17 protein-coding genes are annotated in these 22,188 nt (G+C 42.0%); 9 read left to right on the top strand and 8 right to left on the bottom strand.

The window, feature by feature from the left end; genetic code table 11:
- The first annotated feature begins 229 nt into the window (after positions 1–229).
- The gene (locus tag SJY38_RS18570; protein ID WP_138563925.1) at positions 230–529 is read left to right on the top strand and encodes a helix-turn-helix transcriptional regulator; all 300 of its coding nucleotides are present in this window, start codon (positions 230–232) and stop codon (positions 527–529) included.
- A gap of 794 nt (positions 530–1,323) precedes the next feature.
- Entirely contained in the window at positions 1,324–1,887 is a 564-nt protein-coding gene (locus SJY38_RS18565) for a hypothetical protein (protein ID WP_248450065.1), read from the top strand.
- Between the two features lie 350 nt (positions 1,888–2,237).
- Here SJY38_RS18565 and SJY38_RS18560 read toward each other — a convergent pair whose 3' ends face one another.
- Positions 2,238–3,908 carry a cell surface protein gene (locus SJY38_RS18560; protein WP_377110539.1) on the bottom strand — a complete coding sequence of 557 codons (1,671 nt, stop codon included), beginning with the start codon at positions 3,906–3,908 and terminating at the stop codon, positions 2,238–2,240.
- Between the two features lie 164 nt (positions 3,909–4,072).
- Entirely contained in the window at positions 4,073–5,539 is a 1,467-nt protein-coding gene (gene dgt, locus SJY38_RS18555) for a dGTPase (protein WP_096042675.1), read from the bottom strand.
- 191 nt (positions 5,540–5,730) lie between these two features.
- Here dgt and SJY38_RS18550 point away from each other — a divergent pair, with 191 nt between their 5' ends.
- Positions 5,731–6,954 (top strand): alkaline phosphatase family protein, encoded by a 1,224-nt coding sequence (locus SJY38_RS18550; RefSeq protein ID WP_377110537.1) that lies wholly within the window; start codon positions 5,731–5,733, stop codon positions 6,952–6,954.
- Positions 6,955–7,090: 136 nt separating this feature from the next.
- Here SJY38_RS18550 and SJY38_RS18545 read toward each other — a convergent pair whose 3' ends face one another.
- A complete protein-coding gene (locus SJY38_RS18545) occupies positions 7,091–7,834 on the bottom strand; it encodes a zinc-dependent metalloprotease family protein (RefSeq protein WP_377110535.1) in 744 nt (247 codons plus the stop codon).
- Positions 7,835–7,894: 60 nt separating this feature from the next.
- Entirely contained in the window at positions 7,895–8,611 is a 717-nt protein-coding gene (locus SJY38_RS18540) for a hypothetical protein (RefSeq protein WP_282338327.1), read from the bottom strand.
- 377 nt (positions 8,612–8,988) lie between these two features.
- Between SJY38_RS18540 and SJY38_RS18535 the strand changes: the two genes are divergently transcribed.
- The gene (locus tag SJY38_RS18535; RefSeq protein WP_004589605.1) at positions 8,989–10,146 is read left to right on the top strand and encodes a benzoate/H(+) symporter BenE family transporter; all 1,158 of its coding nucleotides are present in this window, start codon (positions 8,989–8,991) and stop codon (positions 10,144–10,146) included.
- A gap of 359 nt (positions 10,147–10,505) precedes the next feature.
- Here the strand turns inward: SJY38_RS18535 and hemH are convergent, their stop codons facing one another.
- On the bottom strand, positions 10,506–11,525 hold the full coding sequence (gene hemH / locus SJY38_RS18530) for a ferrochelatase (protein ID WP_004589664.1): 1,020 nt from the start codon (positions 11,523–11,525) through the stop codon (positions 10,506–10,508).
- A 285-nt stretch (positions 11,526–11,810) separates the two neighbouring features.
- The gene (locus tag SJY38_RS18525) at positions 11,811–13,142 is read right to left on the bottom strand and encodes an HD domain-containing phosphohydrolase (RefSeq protein WP_377110532.1); all 1,332 of its coding nucleotides are present in this window, start codon (positions 13,140–13,142) and stop codon (positions 11,811–11,813) included.
- Positions 13,143–13,253: 111 nt separating this feature from the next.
- Here SJY38_RS18525 and SJY38_RS18520 point away from each other — a divergent pair, with 111 nt between their 5' ends.
- From SJY38_RS18520 to arfA, 3 genes are all read left to right on the top strand, one after another.
- Entirely contained in the window at positions 13,254–14,231 is a 978-nt protein-coding gene (locus SJY38_RS18520) for an ATP-binding protein (protein WP_273608783.1), read from the top strand.
- A 227-nt stretch (positions 14,232–14,458) separates the two neighbouring features.
- A complete protein-coding gene (locus SJY38_RS18515) occupies positions 14,459–16,999 on the top strand; it encodes a TonB-dependent receptor plug domain-containing protein (RefSeq protein WP_377110530.1) in 2,541 nt (846 codons plus the stop codon).
- Positions 17,000–17,218: 219 nt separating this feature from the next.
- Positions 17,219–17,419: an alternative ribosome rescue factor ArfA gene (gene arfA, locus SJY38_RS18510; protein WP_024032961.1), complete on the top strand. Its 201-nt coding sequence runs from the start codon at positions 17,219–17,221 to the stop codon at positions 17,417–17,419.
- A gap of 31 nt (positions 17,420–17,450) precedes the next feature.
- Here the strand turns inward: arfA and SJY38_RS18505 are convergent, their stop codons facing one another.
- A complete protein-coding gene (locus SJY38_RS18505; protein ID WP_377110528.1) occupies positions 17,451–18,014 on the bottom strand; it encodes a cytochrome b in 564 nt (187 codons plus the stop codon).
- Positions 18,015–18,708: 694 nt separating this feature from the next.
- Entirely contained in the window at positions 18,709–19,677 is a 969-nt protein-coding gene (locus SJY38_RS18500) for a helix-turn-helix domain-containing protein (protein WP_377110526.1), read from the bottom strand.
- Positions 19,678–19,895: 218 nt separating this feature from the next.
- On the opposite strand from SJY38_RS18500, the gene SJY38_RS18495 reads away from it, so the two are divergent.
- Positions 19,896–21,299, top strand: coding sequence for an ethanolamine ammonia-lyase subunit EutB (locus tag SJY38_RS18495; RefSeq protein ID WP_029773109.1), 1,404 nt, complete (start codon positions 19,896–19,898; stop codon positions 21,297–21,299).
- Positions 21,299–22,177: an ethanolamine ammonia-lyase subunit EutC gene (eutC, locus tag SJY38_RS18490; RefSeq protein WP_377110524.1), complete on the top strand. Its 879-nt coding sequence runs from the start codon at positions 21,299–21,301 to the stop codon at positions 22,175–22,177. The genes SJY38_RS18495 and eutC overlap by 1 nt, the downstream gene beginning before the upstream one ends.
- Positions 22,178–22,188 lie beyond the last annotated feature (11 nt).

Here is a 22,188-nt window from a genome sequence, read left to right as displayed (position 1 = left end):
TGTCTTCTCATTTACCCTCATTCACTTCTCTTTGTGCATATATGGTTTTAAGTGATTTATTCACAAAGAGGTTATGAAGCGCTGCGCTGAAGAGGTAATGCAAAAGGGACTAGGCGCTTTAAGTTCGCTCCTCGAAGCTCATTACGTCTCTATTTAAATAATATTGCAATCATGTTAAATACCGCTAAACTAATCATTAGTTTATTAATGACCGATTAGGAAGTCATTTATGAGATCAGAACAAGCATTAAAGTTGGCGCGTCGCTTGGGTGATTTAATTCGTCAGCATCGTACTTTACTTTATACCCAGAGCACGTTCGCTAATATGATTGGTGTATCTCGCTCCACGGTACAAAAGCTTGAACAAGGAGAGGTAGTAAAAAGCGATATATTGTTTGAAGCCCTTGTTGTTCTTCAATTGCAAGGCTCATTGCTGGATGAAATTAACGAGCTAGCCGCAGATGTGGGCGGTTATAATGCAAGACAGCGTAAAAGCAATAAAACTCAGGTGATTAACGATGACTTCTGAAGCTTATGTATTTATTGACGGTTTAGAAGACAGCCCCATAATTTGTGGTTTTTTTAAGTTAAATCCACAAACTGGCCGAGGTGAGTTTAATTAGGGTTAAAGTTACCTTGCGCGCTCTGATGCGTTTGCGCCCCTTGGTTGCTAACGCCATCGCCAACGCGATATAAGGAACTAAAAACACAGAGCGCGAGCAAGCTTCGCGCCTACGTCGAGTGCTAACGGCAAAGCTTGGTGTAACCTTGTAGACGCGCATTGCTTTCGTTTAAAAGCAGGGCTTTTACGGTGTTAATTTTTTAAGTAATGAGAAGCTGCGTTTCTAACGTGAGCAAGCCCGACGTTTACAAGCGCGATATAAAATCGCGCCTACATGTTGGTGCCTTTCTTTATGTAATCTTTGCATCTTTTAGCAAATTAAAGCTGCTGTGTGCGGTTTTAATTATGCGGTTATTTAATTTGGGTAATTTTATTTAAGTTTTAGTAACAATAAACGCAAACTTTTTGCTTGGGGTGTGGTCATAAAAAGAGCTGATTTTTACAGCTTGTTACAAATAAATAACGCACTGCCTGGTAGCAAAATGAGCGTGTAGCTATTGCCAGCATTATAATGTGGCGCGCTGAGCTTACCAGTGGTTCATTAAATATTAACATTGATAAAATTGTTCTTTTAATTTGCACTGCCTAGTATTAAAGATTGACAGTACACACCCAAACAAAACATAATATTAACATTGGCTACACTTAAAAAGCATTTCATTTAATTGTATTGCGTAAATTGGTTGAAGGAGGGAAGTATTATGAACAAATTACTCATTGCATGCGCTATCACTGCTGCAACTTTGTACGTGTTTAAAAACGATTTGACCGCCTTGGCTCAAAATAATCTACCCAACTCAATAACTAACACCACGGCTGTGCAGCCTGCTCAACCTCTGGTGGTAGATATACAAGCAATGCAAAGTAGCCACGATGTAACTAATAAAGAAGGCACTGCACTTACCGAGCAAATAGTGATTACTCCTCAAGAGGTGGGTGAATACTCTGAGCTAGAAAGCGCTGCTCAAATTGAAAGTACGCTTGATTTAGCACAGTCAGAGCAAGTGTTTTTAGATAAAGTGCAAAGCAGCTTTGCTGAAAAGTCGCTATTTTTATACAGTTTTGAGTGTAAGCAAAACGATTGTAATGCAGGCATTGTGGCAACCGACGGCCAACCTAAACACGAAGACATAGCCGGCGTGTTAGCGCATTTGTCGGCGTCTGAAGAGTTTGCTAATCACTCTGTGCAATTAGCGGGTGTGGCGGTTAATAACGATGGTATTTTACAATACGATTTAAATATTAAAAACATGCCCCCCGAATAATACTAAGCGTAATAATAGTTAATTATTTTGAGCGGCCAAATTTGGCGCAGCTGTGTTACAAATACAAAGATGCTAAAAGTACAGGAATTTTCAACTAGTTAGTTATAACAACTAAACAAGGCATTTTTTGTAGCAATAAAACGTGTTCTCAGTCTTCAATCCATACTTAAAATAGCTCGCTTAAGTAAGCGCATTAATACAACTCTATATTTTTAAACAACAAAGCGGCCTTGTGGCCGCTTTTTTGTGCTGGTAATTGAGTAATAGCAATTTAATCTTTAAATAGCGGGTACTTGCTGCGTTAAAAAAATTATTTGTATAGAGCAATAATATCGAGCTTATTTGCTCGGCTATTCTTTTGTTTGCATGTTTTTAGCGCGCTCTTCTGCCTCTATTAAGGCTTGTGATTTAGGCGCTTTCTTTTTTTCCTCAATCACGGGCTTTTTATCTGAATTTGGGTCCCAGCTTTCATCTAGCGAAAGGTTTGCAAATGGGTTGCTAGAATCACTTTGCTTGGGCGTACTTTCAGGCTCTGGTTGCGCTGGCTTTTCTTGAGCTGGTTGTGGTTCGTGAGCTGTTGATATTGGCGCATCTAACGTGGGTTCGTTATTTGGTTTTGCTGAAACTGTAGCTTGTGCAGGTTCTTTACTTGGTTTTAAAGGGGCATCTGGATTGTAGGTACGAATTTCGGGCTCTTTAAAGTCGTGTTCGCTATTTAACGTGGTTTGTTCAAGCTCACTGTTTTTATCGGCTGTATGCAGCTGCGCGCTGGTATTGGGCTCATTGATAGGGTTACTAGGCGCAGCCGGTTCGTTTATAAGAGTAGACTCTTGTGGTTTTACTTCTTCAACGGGCTCTGCTTTTGGCTGTTCTGCGGCGGCTTTGTGTTTACGCGTGCGCTTAACCGAAGGAGCGTCTGGGTTAAACTCTCTTACTTCGGGCTCTGCAAAGCCTTTTGCATTTTGAATACGCGCTAATGTATTTTTTGCGGCAGCTTCAAACTCTGCGGTGTTTGGCTCTGGCGCTACTTTTTTAGGTTCAGGTGCTGGTGCATCTTCTTCTGGTTTAGCTTGTTCTGGCTCAGCCTCTGTGGCTTGCATATTGGCAGGCAATGGCTCGTTAATTGCCTCGTTTTTTGGTGCATTAGAGCTTGTAGGCTCTGGCTCACTCGGGGCCGAAACCGGTGGCACAGCTGGTTTTGAAAGTTCATCACTTGGGGTTGGAGCCGTTTTGGGTGGTGCTGCTTGCGCTGCGCTTATGTTGTTATTTTTTGGGGCTGTAGCCGGTGGAGCAACCGGCGGCTCGGGCTTATTTTGTTTAGCGCGGCGTAGACGTATAACCACCATGGCGCCAATTAATACCACAATAAGCAGTAGCAAACTTGGTAACAATAATGAACTTGGTGGCTCTGCAACTGGCGCAGGTATAAGTACAGGTGCGGGTTTGGGCGTTGTATTAACCGTTGGCTGCTCTTTTTTAGGCTCTATTTTAGGCGCTGCTTTTGGGGCTGTTTCAGTGGCCACCGGCTGCGCTTGGCTAGTGGTAGGTATTAACTCGCTGCTATTAGGCGCAAGTTCACCCTTAGGTGTGCTTGGCGCATCCTTTACTGTATTAATTGGCGCAGTCTCTGGCTCGTTAGTTTCTGAGCTTTGCTGGCTTATTTGATTTGTAGGCTGAGAGCTTGTAGTTGCTTTACTTGCGCTTTGTTTTATAGCTTTTTCGGCCGCAGTTATTTGCTCAAGCAGCTGTTGTTCTTGCTCGGGGGTAAGGGCAAGTGGTTGTGGCTCTTGTTCAACTACTGGCGGCTCTACAGGTTTTGGTTTTGTTTGTACTTGCTTGGGTTTATTACAGTTTCTTTTAAAATCGCGTGCGGCGCTGCGGTATTTGGCACTGGCTTTATTATTACTGTACTGCTGCATTTCTTGCTTAATTAAAATACACATGGCTTCGTTATAGGCAGCACTTTGGCTGCTGTAAAATAAAGCAAAGCAAAAAATAAGTTGAGAGAGTCTAATAATCATAAAACACGGCGCTTAAGTATCAATAGTCTGATTTTAAGCGCAAAATTAAAATATATCTAGGCACTAAGGGCGTGTTGACCTTTGTGGATTGAAAATTTGTTCAATCTAAGGGCGATTAAATCGCGGCGTTAGGTTTGTAAAAACCACCCAACTGCACTCCCTCGTTAATCAATCACCATTAGGCTGCGGTACTCGTCGTAGGCAAATTGGTCGGTCATGCCACTTATGTAATCTTGAATTAGCCTACAGCGATAGTAAAACTCGTAAGCGGCAAAGTGGTCGGGCTCTTCTTGCATGGCATCTATGGCATGCTGATAACTATTTAAGTGCTTTTTAGAGAGCTTTTTAACCAAACGCGATTCGATTAATAATCGTGAGTCGCCATTTAATGCGCGTTTAAAATCGTCGCTGTTAAGTTGTAGCAGTGGTTTATAACAATCGAGCAGACCGTTAATTATGCGATAGCCTTGTAGTTCGAGTTTTTCTACCTCTTTGTGAGAAAACACATGCTTAAGCGCCACCTGTTTAAGGGTTTTAGTAACGGCGTGTAGGTGGCTGTTATCTTCTAATAGTGCTTGGTTAAAGTCGCCGTGGTAAATAGGCTCAATGTGCTCTATAAAACGCTTTGCCGCGTGGTTTACAAGTGGGTGAAGCAAGGCCACGCGTAGGTAAATAAAAAATTCGCTATTAAAGTTGTAAGGCTGCGCGTTGGCGCGCTCTAGTGCGTAATCTACCGCTTTATCTACAAAATTTAGGTGTTCGGTGTCGTCAATGGTTAGGTTTATAAGGGCTTTTTTATATTCACTTTTTAGCTGCTGACAAAGTAGCTCGGTGGTTATTATGTCTTTTTCTACGGCGTCTTCTATGTCGGCTAGGCAATACGAAATATCGTCGGCGGCTTCCATAATGTAACTTGCCGGATGGCGGCAGTATGGCTCTATAACCAGCTCGTTTTGCAATGCCTCTACAAAGGTTTTTTCGCTGTAGTAGTAACCTACTTTTTTCATTAAGTAGTTTTTATTTTGCGGTATGTCCTTTGGGTTTAATCCCGCGGGGCGGGTGTACTTTAAAATGCCCGCGCTTTGGCAATAAGTTAAGTTTAACCCCAGTAGCGAATGAATTATGCGTATGCCTTGGGCGTTGCCTTCAAAATTACAAATATCGTGCGCTAGGTGCTTAAAAATAACCCCTATACCGGTATTTTGCTCTTGGCAGCGCGCTGGTGTAACACTTGCTAAATTGTTATTAAACCAGTGATTTATGGCAGCTTCGCCAAAATGTCCGAAGGGTGGGTTGCCTATATCGTGCATTAGGCAGGCCATTTCTACTAGGCTTTCTAGTGGGCGTTCTAGCCCTTTTAAGCCAAACTCGGTTTGTTGCTCAAAGCTTAAATTTGCAAAAATGCGCTGTACTATAAAACGGCCAACTTGCTGTACTTCTAGTGAGTGAGTTAAGCGCGAGCGTACCGCTGCGTTTCGCTCTAGCGGAAAAACCTGAGTTTTTTGCTGCAACCTACGAATAGCTGCACTGTTAATTATACGACCGCGATCGCTTTCCATCGCCATTTGTAAATTTGCAGTCGTGCGATACATGCGCGCTGGGGTGATTTTTTTACTAAAGTCGATAGTCATCGGAGTCCTTGCTTAGTAGTGACGACTGGCAAAGTAAATGCGCGTTGTCATTCGTTTTAAATACTTACTTGTTAATATATACATCTAGACGAGTTAGGTACAGGTGCTTGTATCATTTAAGGCCTGGCAATTGTATTATAAAGCTATATTTTTCAGTATTTAACGCATTTTAATGTAGGCGAGTATTTGTAATGAAGTATGTATTTTTAAAGGCGATGATGTTGGCTCTTTTAGTGTTAACCAGCCAAGCGACATATGCGGCAAAAGAGCAAACCGTTGTACTTATATCAATAGATGGCATGCGTTGGGATTATATAGAAAAACACGGCGCGCCTAATTTAAAAGCAATGGCTGCTAAAGGTGTACGCGCGCAAAAACTAATGCCTGTTTACCCAACAAAAACGTTTCCAAATCATATTTCTATTATTACAGGGTTGCTGCCGGTAAACCATGGCATTGTAGATAATAACTTTTGTGATAAAGCCCGTAAAAGCGGGTGCTACAGCATGGGTAAAGGCATGCGCGATAGCACGTGGGTAAACGGCATTCCACTTTGGAATTTAGCAAAAATGCAGGGGCTAAAGTCGGCTACTTATTTTTGGCCAGAGTCGGATGCGCGCTTTAATGGTATGACACCCGACTATTACTTTCACTATTCTAAATACAATGAGTACCAAGGCCGTGTTGATCAAATAATACAGTGGCTAAGCTTACCTAAAGCGCAGCGCCCACGTTTTGTAGCAAGTTATTTTTCACTTGTTGATAGCATGGGCCACGAGTTTGGGCCAGACGCACCGCAAACTCGCGATGCAGTAAAGCAATTAGATGAACTAATGGGCCAATTACAAACCCGTTTAAGCAAGCTAGAGCAAGAGATTAACCTTGTTATTGTATCCGATCACGGTATGGCGCATGTAAACCCAGAGCAAAGTATTGATGTTTCTACATTGCCTAAAAACGATAATTTTATAGTTAAAAATACCGGCCCGCGGTTACTTATTTATGCAAAGCCTGCTGCAACAAGCGAGCAAATTGCAACTTACAAACAACGTTTGCAACAAGCCGCAAACGGGCGTTATACGGTATTAAACGACGAGCAATTAGCGGCATATCACTACAATAAAGGCACTCGTGTGGGCGATATTGTTGTGCAAACTAATGCGCCAGCGGTATTTACTAACGAAGGCAAAGCAATGTACTTAGGTACTCATGGCTATGCCTATACCGATGATATGGCGGCTACGTTAATTGCAGTAGGGCCTGCTTTTAAACAAGGGCTAAGCCTTGAAAAAGTAAATAATCTTGATATTTACCCGGTACTTGCCAAAGTAATGGGGCTTAAGCTTTTAAGTAAAGTAGATGGTGACGGTAAAACGTTAATGCCTGCTATAAAACAAAAAATAGTAGTGCATTAATTAGCTGCGCACTTTTAGGCTTTTAGTGACTTAACCTTGAAAGATCAACAGCCCCTAAGCTAAATAAAAAAGAGCGCAAATGCGCTCTAAAGGGAAATAATTATAAGTGGGCTATATACAGCCTGCTTTAAATCACTTACTTAAAGTTAGCAATGCTTGTTTTAGTGTCGGTAACCGTACGAATAGCATACGCTTGGTTAGTTACACCAAAGGGTAAGCCATTTACGCTCCAATTAGGGTTAGAGAAGTAATCGTATTGCGTTGCGCTACCGTAAACATGCGGGTAAGCCATTATACTTGCAAATTCGTTTTGTACGCCGTGGCCCATACCATCAACATATACGCCGCCCGATGTATCGCCTTGTTTACGTGAGTGCGCTAGGCCTTGGTTATGACCAAGTTCGTGTACAAACGTAGTGGCACCACAGTCAATAGCAGTAATAGAGTACATACGGTCGCTCATTGAGCTGTATAAATTACCGTTAGTGCCTTGGCCAACCCAAGCTAAACCACACGAGATTAAACCATTACCCGCACTTTGGCCTGTACCAAGTACGGCAACCATGTCGGCTTTCCAGCTAGTGCGTAAACCATCTACGTAGCTGCTGTTAGTTACTGCATCTAACCAATCTTCAGACGGTGTAATTGCGTAATCGCCTAGGTTTTCTGTGCCGGCTAAACGCAGTGTAATGTCTACCCCATTTTGGCTATAAACCTGGTTACTAAAGGCGATCAGCTGGTTTATTTTAGTGTTTATATTACTCGTAGCTGCGGCCGATTGGTCGGTATATAAAATACCAATATCAATTGTTACTGCCTGTGCTGCACTGCTAGCAAATAGCGCGCTGGCAATGGCTGCCGTAGTGATTAGTTTTTTCATTTTTATATTTCCTTACTTATGTAGTGGTTGGAAGTTTTACTGCTGATTGATTTAGTTGGGTTACTGCGTGTTGGGTTGTTCAGTTTTTTTTGGGGCAAACATATCTATGGTTTTATCTGTTTTTGGTGTGGGCGCATCTACGTGATGCTCTATGTGGTTTTGGTATAAGTCGCGTTTTGCTGCAATCCAGCCATATTTACCTTTACTTTCAAAAACGTAATTGCCGCTAGGTGCGGTAAATTGCCCATAAATTGCATCGTTTCCTACGGTCATAACCGTGGTGTGTAGTTGCCCGTTGGCACCAATAACTTGGCCAAATATGCTTTTATCGCCATTACTCGCCTCCGATAACGAGGTGATTTCGGCGCTGTAGGTTTCAACGGTTTGCGGGATTGAAATATCAAACGAGTCGCCAGTTTCAAGGGTTTGTAACGTATTTAGGTCGAACTCTATGTAGGCTTCGTTGTTTAAATCGCTTGGTAGTACGTTGGCGTTGGTAAGTACCTCTTTAGCTTTTTCAGATACCTTGTTTATAGCCTCAAACTGGTTGCTTTTCGCTGGTGCCTCAATGGTTTTAGGTTTTACGTTAACGGGATCTTTACTCATATCAATGGGCTGTGGTGCTTTTTTATTTGCTGCAAATTGAGAGTCAACGGGCACTATATCCACTGCAACAGGCGCCGTTACCTGCTGAGGTTTTTCGGTATTAAATAGCAGCTTATAAATAGCAAATGCAGATAGACCAAGGGCAACAATTATTAAAATAGCGCGTTTCATTTGTTTCTCTTACGGGGTTTTTAGTTAACTAATTGTTATGTTTTATATCATCTAGAGGATTAGATCAAGTTAGTGGTGGTAGTATAAAAGTGCTAATTATTTGCATTGTAAATGATTGTAAATAAACAATTTACCTATAATGGGTTTGATTTGTTGAGCTAAAAAGGATGGGTTTTTATAGAGTTTTAGCGGGGTGTAAGCGTAAGCGAATAATTGTTTTTGTTTTTAATTTGGCAATGAAAGGTGTGATCTTTATAGGTAAAAAAAATTTTAAAATAATGAATATTTTTCACGCTTAATAGCGTAAACGCTAATTGCAAAGCGTAAATAGGCAACGTATGTTGTGGGCTTAAAAATCTAAAATTAAGAGGGATTTTATGACGTTTTCCGATCAGCTGCTTAATCGAGCAACCGCAGGGTTGGTGGCTGTTATTATTGGTTTTTCAAGTTCTATTGCGCTTATTTATCAAGTCGTTATAACCCTTGGCGGCACGCCCGATTTAGTCGCAAGCTGGCTTTTAATGCTAGGGCTGGTAATGGGCATAACCACTATTGGGTTGTCGTATTATTATAAAGTGCCCGTTTTAATTGCATGGTCTACCACCGGGGCGGCTTTACTTATTTCCAGCGCGCAGGGCTACCATTTAGGCGAAGCCATTGGTGCATTTATGTTTGCCGCTACATTGGTTTTTGTGTCGGGGGTTACCGGTTGGTTTGAAAAAATAATGAACCGTATACCGAGCGAACTTGCCTGTGCCATGCTGGCAGGCGTATTGGTCACCTTTGGTATAGATGTATTTAATTTTATGAATGAGCTACCACTGGTTATAGGCCTAATGGTGCTTATGTATTTTTTAGGAAAACGATTTTTTGCGCGTTTTGCCATGCTTAGTGTTTTAGTTGCAGGCGTGCTACTGGCGTGGCAAATGGGGCATATTGATACAGGCGCTATTCATTGGAAAATAAGTGAATTTGCATACATAGCGCCGGTGTTTAACTTGCAAGCGTGTATAAGTATTGGCTTACCGCTTTATATAGTGACCATGACCTCACAAAACTTACCGGGTATTGCTGTACTAAAGGCTCATAATTATAAAGCGCCTATCTCAGCTACGCTTAATGTAACTGGTTTTATTAATATTTTAACAGCCCCGTTTGGTACGTACTCTATTAATTTAGCCGCTATTACTGCTGCTATTTGTATGAGCGATGAGGCCGATAAAAGCCCCGATAAACGCTATTGGGCAAGTATTGCCGCAGGCGTATTTTATATTGTTATGGCACTTTGCGCAGCAACGCTTGTTGGTTTAGTGGCAAGTTTGCCGCAGGCATTAATTTTAGCCTTAGCGGGTATTGCGCTGTTTGGCACCATTGCTAATAGCTTGCAGCAAGCTTTAAGCTCAGCCCAATACACAGAGGCTGCAATAGTTACGTTTTTGGTAACCGCATCTGATTTAACCATGCTCTCGGTGGGCTCTGCGTTTTGGGGAATAATTGCCGGCGTTTGTACGTTGATGATCACCCGTAAAAGTTAAAGAAAAGCGTTAACGAATAGGTTAAAACAAGTAAAAGCGTTGCTTTTAAAACGCCAGCAAGCTGCGCGTTTACAAGGTAATTGATCTCGGTGTTAATTTTGTTGGTAGGCGCGAAGCTTGCTCGCGCAAAATGCTAATTACTTCTCTAAAAGCGAAGCGTCTCTTAACCTCTTTGTGATTTATTGATCTTTAATACAGAAATGCACAAAGAGAAGGGAAAGAAGATTAAATGAGAAGTGAAAGTTGTAGGCGCGAAGCTTGCTCGCGCAAAATAGTGGCTATGACATTTAATAAATGCTTACCTTACAATTAAAAAAGCGGTGTTAAATTTAACACCGCTTTTTTACGTTAAGGTGCGTTTAAAGCATTGGTTTTAGCACATCATATAAAGCGTTAATGTGATCGTCTCTGTCGTTTAAGGCTGCAATATAACGGTACTTTTCGCCGCCTGCATTTTCAAATATTTCGCGGTTTTCTTCTTCAAGCTCTTCGAGTGTTTCTAAGCAGTCGGCGCTAAAAGCAGGGCTTAAAATTGCAACGTCGGTAATGTTTTCATCAGGTAACGATGCAAGCGTGGCGTCGGTGTATGGCTTTAACCATTCGGCTTTACCAAAGCGGCTTTGAAAAGTGCTAATTACTTTATCTTTATCAAGGCCTAGTTTTTCAACCACTAAACGCGTGGTTTGCAAACATAGGCAGTGGTAAGGGTCGCCTCTATCTAAAAATAGCTTTGGCATACCGTGGTATGAAAAAACTAATTTTTGTGGCATGCCGTTTTTTTCTAAATCTTCACTAATGCTGCTAGCTAATGAATCAATGTAAGCGGTGTTTTTGTGATAACCATTTACAAAGTGTAGCTCTGGCACCCAGCGCCATTTTTGCAATACTCTTGATACGGCATCAAATGTTGAGCCGGTGGTAGGGCTTGAATATTGCGGGTAAAGCGGTAGTACAATTATGCGCGTTAGGCCTTTATCGCGCAGCTCTTCCAGGCCCGCCTCTATTGAAGGGTTACCGTAACGCATGGCCATAACAACTTCGGTATTGGTGTAACCTTGCTCTTGGAGTAGCGCGTTTAGTTTGTCGCGTTGCAGGCGGGTAATATGTGTTAGCGGCGAGCCGTTTTCGGTCCAAATGCTTTCGTATAGTTTTGCTGAGCGCTTAGGGCGAATACGCAAAATTATACCGTGCAGTATTATCATCCACACTAAACGTGGAATTTCTACAATGCGCGGATCGGATAAAAATTCACGTAAGTAGGTACGCAGTGCCGCAGGGGTGGGAGCGTCTGGACTGCCTAAGTTGGTAAGTAAAATGCCCGTTTTTTGATTAAAACGTCCGTCGTGGGGATTGTCAGTGACTGCAGAAAATCGCGACACGCTGTGCTCCTTAAAGCAATGTGATACCTATTCGCAATAATACTTAATTATTTTGCGGGGCTAAACGTGTCGCTACAAGCGTTAAGCAATTCTCATTTAGAACAACTAAATAGCGAATTTTTTGCCTAGCTATCTACACGTTTTTCCACCCTCAAAATAAATTACTTAATTAAGCGGATTGGTATTAAACAGTTTAAAATTTATACCCAGATTAACAGGTACCTGTTTGAATTAGTTTAGCTTATTTACGGTAATTGTAACGAAAAAAGCCACAGTTTAGATCACTCATTTAGCGCTTTTTACCATTATTCTAAATGGGGTCGGTTTTTTGGCTTCTAGTTGCTGTAGTTTTTCGATGGATTTTTTACCAAACACATGGCCTTTAGGTAACAACATAATACCGCTGTGGCTGTGTAACGTATGGCCTAAAACCATATTAGCTTTTAGCTCTTGAGCGCTGCATATAATAATAGAGCCCGCATTATTAAGTTGCTCATTTAATTTGCTATGGCTTGCCTCGAGTGCGCGCACAATTTTAGGGTGGTAAAAAGTGCCACTGTACATTTTAACGCTTTCGAGCGCATCGCTGTGGCGCTCTTTGTCTGTGGGGCTTTGGCTTTGTTCAAATGCGTTCCAATAATCGCGAGCAACGCTAAGCACCATAGCGCCAATAGGAATGTCGTTTGCTGCTAATCCTTTTGGTAAACCGTTACCGTTAAAGCGCTCATATTGATGATAAATTGCATCAGATACATCATGTAAATGTATTGCAGGCATAAGCATTAATTGTGCTGTGCTTGGGTGTGTATAAAAAGCTTTGCGCTGTTGCTCGCTTAGCCGACTCACTGGCTTTTTATAGAGCTCTGGGTCCATAGCAAGCAAACCTATTTGCGCTAAGTAACCCGCCATGGGGGCTAAATCTATACTTTTCTGCGAGAGGTTTAAGTACAGTGCTATTTGGGTGCAGGTGTCGGCAATTTTTTGCGCTTTGTTGCCATCTAAGTATGGGTTGGCGTTTATAAAATTATAAAGTAGCTCTACGGTGGCTTTGTGTTCGTGTTTTTCGCGCTCGTTGGCATCTTCTAGCTGTTTAAGTACCTGCTTAATTTGTTTTGTACGCTTTTCTACTCGTTGCTCTAACGAGTTATTTAATTCGAGAAGTTCTTTGTTTTGCTGTTTTACTTGCTGCTCGAGTTGCTTGTTTTGTTTTTTTAGCCGAAATTTTTCGATGCTGTCGTTTATGCTGCGCAAAAGCATATCGTTTTGCCATGGCTTTTGTATGTAGCCGTTAATTTGCGCTAGGTTTACAGCGGCTAGGGTGGTTTCTATTTCGGCGTAACCGGTTAATAAAATACGCTGTGTTTCGGGGGCTTTGTTACGGGCTTGCTCTAAAAATTGCGCGCCATTCATGGTGGGCATTTTCATGTCGCTAATGATTAAGCTAAATTCGTAGCTGTTTAAAAGCTCAAGCGCTTGCACTGGGCTTTTGCAGGTCATAAAACTAAAGTTATTATTTTTTAATAAGGAGGTTAGTGAGCGCAGAACAATTTCGTCGTCATCAACACAAAGTACATCTACGGCAGTGATTGAATGTGCAGCGTCTGCTGGTTTGGTCATAGTGCTACCTTTTAAAATAATAAGCATAGCCTAAAAATTGCCCCTAGTTTGCATAATTACGTGTGGCAAACTAAACGTTATACATGGATGCGTATTTATGGAGCGAATAGGATGAGCACTTTAACCGACGACTACAAACAAGCCTTTTTAGATGAGCAGCAAAAGCGCATAGCCGCAGAGCAACTGCTTGCCGATAAAAGCCAATTGTTAGTTGTGTTAAATGGCGAACTAACCAAAAACGTTGCTGAGCTGTCTTTGTATCAGCAAATGTTTGTTCAGGCCGACAAAATGGCAAGTGTGGGTGTTTTGTCTTGCAGTATTGCGCATGAAATAAATAACCCGCTTTCGTATGTAATTAGTAATATAGAAAGCTTGCAATATGTTAGCCCTCTTTTATCAAAATCTCTTCACTATAACGAGCAGTTTTTAAACGGCCAATTAAATGCAGGGCAATTTAAAAACGTGTTGGTTGATCTAAAAAAACAATACCAACTGGCATGGAATGGACACGAAATTTACTCGCAGTTGAGCGAAAGCCTAGATGGTTTAAAGCGCATAAAGCAAGCCGTGCATAATTTATTAAACCTTAGCCAATTTACAAGTACCCATAACAAGCAATATTTAGATGTAAGCGAGGTTGCAGGCTCTGCTTTAGGCGTGTTGCAAGGGCAGCTTAAATACTGCGAAATAAAAACCAATTTTGAGCAAGTGCCGCTAATTTGGGGGGAGCTGTCGTCTATTCATCAAATTTTTGTTGAGCTGTTATTAAATGCTCAACAAGCGTGCGAACATGAATTAGAAAAAGGCACCATTATTGAACTAAGCGTAACGCAGCAAAATGAGGGGGTATGTATAAAAGTGAAAGATAACGGTTGTGGAATGGATGAAAATACCCAAGCGCACCTTTTTAAGCCTTTTTTTACTACACATAAAACAGCCCACTCATTAGGAATAGGAATGACCGTTGTTAACTTTATTTTGCAAGATCACGGCGGAAAAATAGAAGTTAGCAGTACTTTAGGAACAGGTACTACCATTTGTTGTTGGTTACCCGTAAAAGTACAAGAAAGCGTAATAAACCCATTGTAAATAAAGTGTTAATTTAATTTGAGGTTGAAATTAAAATCCTTAATTGTATGTGTTTTGAACAAGTTTAAGTGTTATTTTTTAGTATTTACATTTTTTTGCATAGTTAGACCTATTATTTAGTTTTTTTCATTTCTTTTTATTTGCATATGTTGCTAGGATGTTCCCCAGTGCGATGCGTTACATCGCAATAACAAATATTAAAGAACACACTAAACAGGGTCGTCACCATGTCAACATACCGTTTAAATACATTAGCTGCCGCTGTTGCGTTTGCCGTAAGCGCACCAAGCATTGTAAGCGCTCAAGAAGCACCTGTTGAGGCTGCACAAAATATCGAACAAATTTCTGTATTAGGGTCGCGCGTTTCTAACCGTACCTCTACTGAGTCTTCGTCACCTATTGATTTAATAGACGCTGATGATTTAAACAAAGGCGGCTTTACAGAACTAGGGCAGAGTCTGCAAGCTACTGCCCCGTCGTTTAACTTTTCTCGTACGCAAGTATCTGATGGCTCTGATTTATTTAGACCAGCAACGCTGCGCGGCTTACAGCCAGATCAAACGTTAGTGTTGGTTAACGGTAAGCGCCGCCATAATCAATCTATTTTTGGCCTTAATGGCACTGTAGGTGCAGGCGCTGCCGGCACCGACATGAACGCCATTCCGCTAACTGCGCTTAAAGGTGTAGAAGTACTACGCGATGGCGCAGCAGCTAAATATGGCTCTGACGCGATAGCTGGCGTAATTAACTTATCGCTTAATAATTCAACTGGCGTAACAACGGGTTACGTACAGTACGGCGGCACCAGTGAAGGCGACGGCGATACGCTTTCTGCAGGTTTAAACCGTGGTTTTGACTTAGGTAACGAAGGCGGCTTTATTAATTTATCGCTTGAGTATCGTGATGCCGATGGCACTAACCGTGCAGAGCGCGATACCGGTGGGTCGTTAAATGTTGAGCCAGGCACGTTGAGTGAAGATGTACGTTGGAGCCAAGGTAACTCAGAAAGTGAATTTACCTCGTTATTTTACAACATGGCTTTGCCAATGGGCGACAGCGAATTGTACTCATTTGGTGGCTACTCTGAGCGTACCGCACTGGGTAATGGTTTTTACCGTAACTTTAACGAAGCATCTAAAAATGTAACGCAAGTATACAGTGATGGCTTTTTACCCCGCATTTATAACGAAGCTGAAGATATTTCAGTAGCGGTTGGTTTTAGAGGCGATATAAACCCAGATTGGGGATACGATGTATCGGCAGTGTATGGCGAAAACAAATACGACTTTACCTCACGTAATACTATAAATGCCTCTTATGCGGCGGAGTACGTATTTAATAACCCAGATGCAAGCGATGCCGATATAGCAGCCAATGCAGGCCCAAGCGGCGGTTACTCTGGTGGTTTTAGATTTGATCAAACAACAGTTAATGCTGATTTTAACGGCATCGTTGATATTGGCCGCAATGAGCCTTTATATGTAACTATTGGTGCAGAATACCGTAAAGAAAACTACGAAATAGTCCCTGGCGATGAAGCCTCTTACGCATGTGGTTTAGCAAATACCGATGCTTCGTACCCTTCAGTAAACGATCCTGATCAATTTGCTGAGTGTGGTTTTCAGGCTTATAACGGTTTGCGCCCAGAGGCAACAAACAAGAGCGATCGCCACAGCTACGCGTTTTATGTAGATGTAGAAACCATGGTTACTGATGCATGGAACGTAAGTGGTGCGCTGCGCTATGAAGACTTTTCAGATGCGGGCGATGATTTAATTGGTAAATTAGCAACACGTTATGAATTTAACGATGACTTTGCAGTACGTGGTGCGGTTTCTACTGGTTTTAGAGCGCCATCGCTTCAGCAAAGTGGTTATACCGCATTTACAACTAACCTAGGCTCAGACGGCACACTTACTCAGTCGTTCACTGCAAATACGGGGACTGCTTTTCCAAGTGCGTTAGGTGTAGATAGCCTAGAGCTTGAAACCTCAACTAACTACAGTGCTGGTTTTGTTTACGATGTAACAAGTGAGCTTTCGTTAACGGTTGATTTTTACCGCGTAGAAATTAAAGACCGTATTACGCTTGGTAGTTTACTTTCTGCAGAGGATGTTGCCTTTAGCGATGAAGCCGTAGCCGCGCTTCAAGCAACCGGCGCAGTGCAAGCTAATTACTTTTCAAACTCTGTAGATTCAACTACACAAGGTGTTGATATTATTGCCTCTTACCGTACTGATGTAGAGGGCGGTAATTTTGGAGTAACCTTTGCGGGTAACTTAAACGACACTAAAATTGATAACGTGAACGCAGAAGAAGGTATTCCTGAGTCGGTGGCGTTTGATGATTTACAACGTAGCTTTTTTACCGACGGCCAGCCAGGTGAGCGCGCAACTTTAACGTTTGACTATGAGCGTGATGCGTATGAAACAACGCTTCGCTTTAATTACTTTGGCGAAACAGACGTTAAATACTTTGGTAATGACCACATCCCTTTACCAGGTGAGCTTTCGCCTACGGGGTCGTTTAAACCAACTAGTACAGTTGAATCAGCAGTACTAGTGGATTTAAACGTTAGCTACCAAATTAACGAAATATTTAACGTATCGGTAGGGGCTGATAATATTTTTGATGAAACCCCAGATGAGCTAGGTGATGACGAAGTGCTTAATTTTATTACCAACGGCGCGTTTAAATACCCTGTACGTGCATTGCCTTACGGCTTTGACGGGCGTACTTATTATGCAAAAGTAAGCTTTGAATTTTAATTATTTGAGCTAAACCTATTTAACCTGAATTCTGGTTAAGAGATATACCAGCATATTTTATTATCCAGCGTTCAGGTTACTCAGCGCAGTTATTTACTGCGCTTTTTTTATGTTTATTTATTATGAAAAAAGAGCGTTAAAACACTTGCAAGGTTGAAAATTAGGCATACAATCGCCACTTCTTAAGGTTCTTATTGTTATAAATAGTTAGGAAATAAAATGGCTAAAAAATCGAAAACCAAAGCCGCAAATAATAGTGCGGTAGACACCGGCCGAGGTGTTATTAATCATAATGCGCTGGCGGCGCTAGTAACCTCTAAAGTGTTTAAACCTCAAGTGGTTAAAGCTAAAAAAGGGAAAGGCTCGTTTAAGCGCAATAACAAACACGTAGGACGAGAGTCTTATTTAATCGCGGCTTAAATAGCACCGATCAAATAAGACTTTTAACTGCCTACTTTTTGCCAAGCATACGCGTAAGGGTGTTGTCTTTATCAATAATATGGTGCTTTAAAGCGCCCACAATATGTAAACCTAACGCGATAAGAAGCGCATTTGCTGTAATACCGTGAACGGTTTTTCCTATCTCAGCTAAGCCTTGGTTAAAAGCGAGGCTTTTTTGTGGGTTTTCTGGATTGGGGTTGTGCGGTACAAGCTCTAGCCCGAACATCTCTACGCCATGCCCACCAAAGCCCGACATAATCAGCCCCGAAATAGGCATAAGTAACATGCTTATTATAAGAACGTAATGCACAATTTTAGCTAACACTTGCTCATAATTTGGGTGTTTAACATCGTGCTTTGGCCAGCCATTTACAATGCGCCATGTTACTCTTAATAACGCAAAAACAAGCAGCATTACGCCAAATGACTTGTGCCAACTCATTAGAAAAAATGCTTTAAAGTTTTCCATATATAGGCCTGAGCCTAATAACCCAATAATTAAAATAGCTACAATCCAATGCAGGCTTATGGTGGTTTTGCTTAACGTACTTGTTGTATCTTTTGTAAGTTTCATTGTGGTTATTCCTAACTTAAAAAGTGGCGCTTAGTTGCGTGTACAATTGAATAATCTACATTAATGCAGCTAACTTAAACTATAGAGGGTTAAAGTAGGGTTAACGAAACTTATTTTTTAAATTTAAAAGGATAAACCCGCAACGTGAAGTGAAAGTTGTAGGCGCGAAGCTTGCTCGCGCAAGATGTAAGTTGCTTCTCTAAAAGCGAAGCGCCTCTGAACCTCTTTGTGGTTTATTGATCTTTAATACAAAAATGCACAAAGAGAAGGGAATGAGGAGTAAATGAGAAGTGAAAGCTGTAGGCGCGAAGCTTGCTCGCGCAAGATGGTAGTTACTTCTCTAAAAGCGAAGCGCCTCTTAACCTCTTTGTGATTAATTGAGCTTTAATACAAAAATGCACAAAGAGAAGGGATAGAGAAGTAAATGAGTAGCCAAAGTAACTTGGTATAAGTTATCTGTATATCACCACCGAGTACACCGAGGCGCTTCGCGCTACACAGAGAAAACACCCGTAACGCTTAGTCACTTCTCTTGGTATTCTCCTTCGCTTCTCGGTGGTGAAACAATCACTTTATATCTCGGTTAAGGCGTTGCTTTTAAACGCCAGCAAGCTGTGCGTCTAAAAGGTAATTTACTTCGGTGTTAATTTTGTTGGTAGGCGCGAAAAGCTTACTCACGCGCGATGCTAAGCATCTAAAAATCTAGGCCACTTTCTTTTAAATTATTGGCGATAGTTTGAGAGGGGTTTTCACCAAATAACTGCGTGTAATCTTTAGTAAATTGCCCTGCGTGCCAAAACCCCCAATTGGCCGCTATGATTGATATAGGCTTAGTTTGTCCAACCACTTTAAGCTCGCGCCTTACATTGTTAAGTCGAGTTAAACGCAAAAACCTAAGCGGGTTAATACCTAAAATGCTTTCGAAACTGTACTGCAGCGTGCGCCTACTAACAAAAGAAAGCTCGCAAAGTTCGGTTATGGTTATTGTTTTTTGTGGGTTGGCTGCCACGTACTCTTTTACTTTATCGACCACCGCTTTACGGTGTTTGTAGCTTGGGGCTATGTTTTGCTGCGGGTTATCGGCTTGCAATAAGTGTAGTGCTAACATACTAAGCATATCTTGCTGTGACTCTGGTTTAAGCCCAAAGCCTTTGTTTATAACCATACTGTTAATAATTTGCCTTGCTGTTTGCAGCGATGAGTCACTTACCGTTAAACGAGCAGATTGTGCAGATGATAGATTTTTAATAGTTACGCCTTGTAACTGCGCCATGTACTCAATTGAATGCCAATTAATAACCAAACCGTAAATATCAAATTGATCAGGGGTAATTAGCTCAAAGTCGCTGCTGCTGGTACGGCACATAAATTGATTGCTCGCTACATCAAGGCCATTAATTTTACTTTGCTGCGACTGACTCGGTATGCCAAGCCAAATAGAGTTAGGGGCTATATTGCATTGCTGGCGCAGCGCACGCTCGGTGTACTCTTTAAATGCATGAATATCGTTGTAATTTACGCCTTCTATACAGCCATAAAAGCGGCCATCGCTTACTTGGTCGTACTTTTGCTGCCATTGAGTGAGGTTATGGGCTTGCTCGTCAATATCGTGCGTGTATACCTTGCTCTTTTGTGGTGCGTTGTTGCTGCCTTGCTGCGCCATATAGGTGATGCTCTTTTAAAGTAAACATATTTTTAGTTTAAGTGAATGCCAAATAAAGGCGTTAACTTACTGAAATAAAATAATAAAAACGATTTGCCAAAATTCGATAGCCACTTGGTACAAATTAAGCCTTCTTGTGACTATTCAAAATTGATTTATAGCTTATATGAGGCAAGACCTATACCAAGGTTTGTAATATTAGTTATGCGGAGTAAATCATGGGGCATATGTACAGTTATACTTTAGGAACACATACTTATCAATTCAAGAGCTTAGCGCAGTTAATGGCTAAAGCTACGCCGCAGCGCTCGGGTGATAGGTTAGCGGGAGTTATTGCACAATCAGCGCAAGAGCGCGCTGTAGCGCAGATGACATTGGCCGAAGTACCGCTAAAAACATTTTTAAACGATGTACTTATTCCCTACGAGCAAGACGAAATTACACGCCTTATTATTGACGAGCACGACGCAAACGCTTTTAAGCTTATATCGCACTTAACCGTGGGAGATTTTAGAAACTGGTTATTAAGTGATTTTGCAACGCCTGCGGTACTTGCAAGTGTTAGGCAAGCCATTACCCCTGAAATGGCCGCTGCGGTAAGTAAAATAATGCGTAATCAAGATCTCATACTTGTTGCTAAAAAGTGCCACGTAAAAAGCGCGTTTAGAAACACCATAGGTTTGCCTGGGCATTTATCAACCCGCTTGCAACCTAACCACCCAACCGATGACATAAATGGTATAGCTGCCTGCATGCTCGATGGCCTTTTATACGGCAATGGCGATGCGGTAATTGGCATCAATCCCGCCACCGACAACGTAGCGCAAGCCATTAAGTTAATGACGCTGATGGATGATGTGATTCAAAAATACGAAATTCCGACACAAAGCTGCGTGCTTACCCATGTAACTAACACCATAGAGTGCATAGAAGCAGGCGCTCCGGTTGATTTGGTGTTTCAGTCAATAGGCGGTACAGAAGCAACAAATTCAAGCTTTGGTTTTAATTTAAATACACTAGCTGAGGCGCAAGATGCTGCGCTGAGCTTAAAGCGTGGCACGGTTGGCAATAATGTAATGTATTTTGAAACCGGACAAGGCAGCTCGCTTTCGGCTAATGCACACCATGGGCTTGACCAACAAACCTGTGAGGCGCGTGCCTATGCTGTAGCACGCAAGTTTAACCCTTTATTAGTTAATACCGTTGTAGGCTTTATTGGCCCCGAGTATTTATTTGATGGTAAAGAAATTACCCGCGCAGGGCTTGAAGATCACTTTTGTGCCAAGCTTTTAGGCATACCTATGGGGTGCGATGTGTGTTACACCAACCACGCCGAGGCCGACCAAAACGATATGGATAACTTACTCACCTTATTAGGTGTGGCGGGTTGCTCGTTTGTAATGGGGATTCCAGGCTCGGACGATATTATGCTTAATTACCAAACTACCTCATTTCATGATGCCTTGTATGTGCGCCGAGTTTTAGGCTCGCGCCCAGCGCCCGAGTTTGAAGCGTGGCTTAGCAAAATGAAAATTATGGAAAATACCGCCGAGACTATTTTATCAAACACCTTACCAACTGCCTTTGCTAAGCCATTAAAAGCAGTACAAGGAGGGATGTAATGAAAGCGGTTAAAAGCATAAACACGCAAAGCAGCCACGATCACGATAATGGCAAAGTGGTTGAAAACCCATGGAGCGATTTACGTCGTTTTACCGATGCCCGTATAGGCCTTGGCCGCGCAGGCATTAGTTTACCTACATCTGAAATGCTAGCGTTTCAGCTATCGCATGCTCAGGCGCGCGATGCGGTTAACTTTCCGTTAGATATTAGCGAAATGACAAAAACTCTCAGTGCTATTGATGCGCTTAGCGAGGTTGAAAAACCGCTAAGTGTACAAAGTGAGGCTGTTGACCGTGTTACTTATTTACAGCGCCCCGATTTAGGCCGAAAGCTAAACCAAGCAGGGCGTACAACGCTTTTAAACACTATGCAAAATAGGCAAAGCAGTACTCAGGCACAATACGATTTAGCCATTGTAGTAGTTGATGGGCTTTCGTCGTTGGCGGTACAAAAAAACGCAGCGCCATTTATAAACGAGCTTTTAAAGCAGCTTCCTACTGAGCCCTCACCTTACAAAATTGCGCCAATTACCCTAGTAGAGCAAGGTCGCGTAGCGATTGGTGATGACATTGGCGAGCTGTTAAACGCACAAGTGGTAATGGTATTAATTGGTGAGCGCCCAGGACTTAGCTCCCCCGACAGCCTTGGCCTTTATTTAACGTGGGAGCCTAAAACAGGGCTTAACGATGCCTGCCGTAATTGTATTTCTAACATTCGCCCTGCTGGGCTTAGTTACTTTGAGGCTGCCCGAAGAGCCGTATATTTACTGCAAGAGGCCAAAAAGTGCGGGCTTACTGGGGTTAACTTAAAAGACAGAACACAAGACGATGTAATAGAGCATCAGGTTCAAACCACAAATTTTTTAATCGCGGAATAAAACTATAAAAA

The organism is Pseudoalteromonas sp. R86517, assembly GCF_042466295.1.
GTDB classification, from domain to species: domain Bacteria; phylum Pseudomonadota; class Gammaproteobacteria; order Enterobacterales; family Alteromonadaceae; genus Pseudoalteromonas; species Pseudoalteromonas atlantica.
The sequence above is the reverse complement of the archived record's forward strand: the minus strand, read 5'-3'. Positions and strand labels throughout refer to the sequence as shown.

Coding starts and splice junctions, on each gene's coding strand:
- SJY38_RS18540 (WP_282338327.1), bottom strand. CDS start 8,611: ATGAAACGCGCTATTTTAATAATTGTTGCCCTTGGTCTATCTGCATTT.
- SJY38_RS18565 (WP_248450065.1), top strand. CDS start 1,324: ATGAACAAATTACTCATTGCATGCGCTATCACTGCTGCAACTTTGTAC.
- SJY38_RS18570 (WP_138563925.1), top strand. CDS start 230: ATGAGATCAGAACAAGCATTAAAGTTGGCGCGTCGCTTGGGTGATTTA.
- SJY38_RS18520 (WP_273608783.1), top strand. CDS start 13,254: ATGAGCACTTTAACCGACGACTACAAACAAGCCTTTTTAGATGAGCAG.
- SJY38_RS18500 (WP_377110526.1), bottom strand. CDS start 19,677: ATGGCGCAGCAAGGCAGCAACAACGCACCACAAAAGAGCAAGGTATAC.
- SJY38_RS18545 (WP_377110535.1), bottom strand. CDS start 7,834: ATGAAAAAACTAATCACTACGGCAGCCATTGCCAGCGCGCTATTTGCT.
- SJY38_RS18535 (WP_004589605.1), top strand. CDS start 8,989: ATGACGTTTTCCGATCAGCTGCTTAATCGAGCAACCGCAGGGTTGGTG.
- SJY38_RS18495 (WP_029773109.1), top strand. CDS start 19,896: ATGGGGCATATGTACAGTTATACTTTAGGAACACATACTTATCAATTC.
- SJY38_RS18505 (WP_377110528.1), bottom strand. CDS start 18,014: ATGAAACTTACAAAAGATACAACAAGTACGTTAAGCAAAACCACCATA.
- SJY38_RS18560 (WP_377110539.1), bottom strand. CDS start 3,908: ATGATTATTAGACTCTCTCAACTTATTTTTTGCTTTGCTTTATTTTAC.
- SJY38_RS18550 (WP_377110537.1), top strand. CDS start 5,731: ATGAAGTATGTATTTTTAAAGGCGATGATGTTGGCTCTTTTAGTGTTA.
- arfA (WP_024032961.1), top strand. CDS start 17,219: ATGGCTAAAAAATCGAAAACCAAAGCCGCAAATAATAGTGCGGTAGAC.
- dgt (WP_096042675.1), bottom strand. CDS start 5,539: ATGACTATCGACTTTAGTAAAAAAATCACCCCAGCGCGCATGTATCGC.
- SJY38_RS18515 (WP_377110530.1), top strand. CDS start 14,459: ATGTCAACATACCGTTTAAATACATTAGCTGCCGCTGTTGCGTTTGCC.
- SJY38_RS18525 (WP_377110532.1), bottom strand. CDS start 13,142: ATGACCAAACCAGCAGACGCTGCACATTCAATCACTGCCGTAGATGTA.
- eutC (WP_377110524.1), top strand. CDS start 21,299: ATGAAAGCGGTTAAAAGCATAAACACGCAAAGCAGCCACGATCACGAT.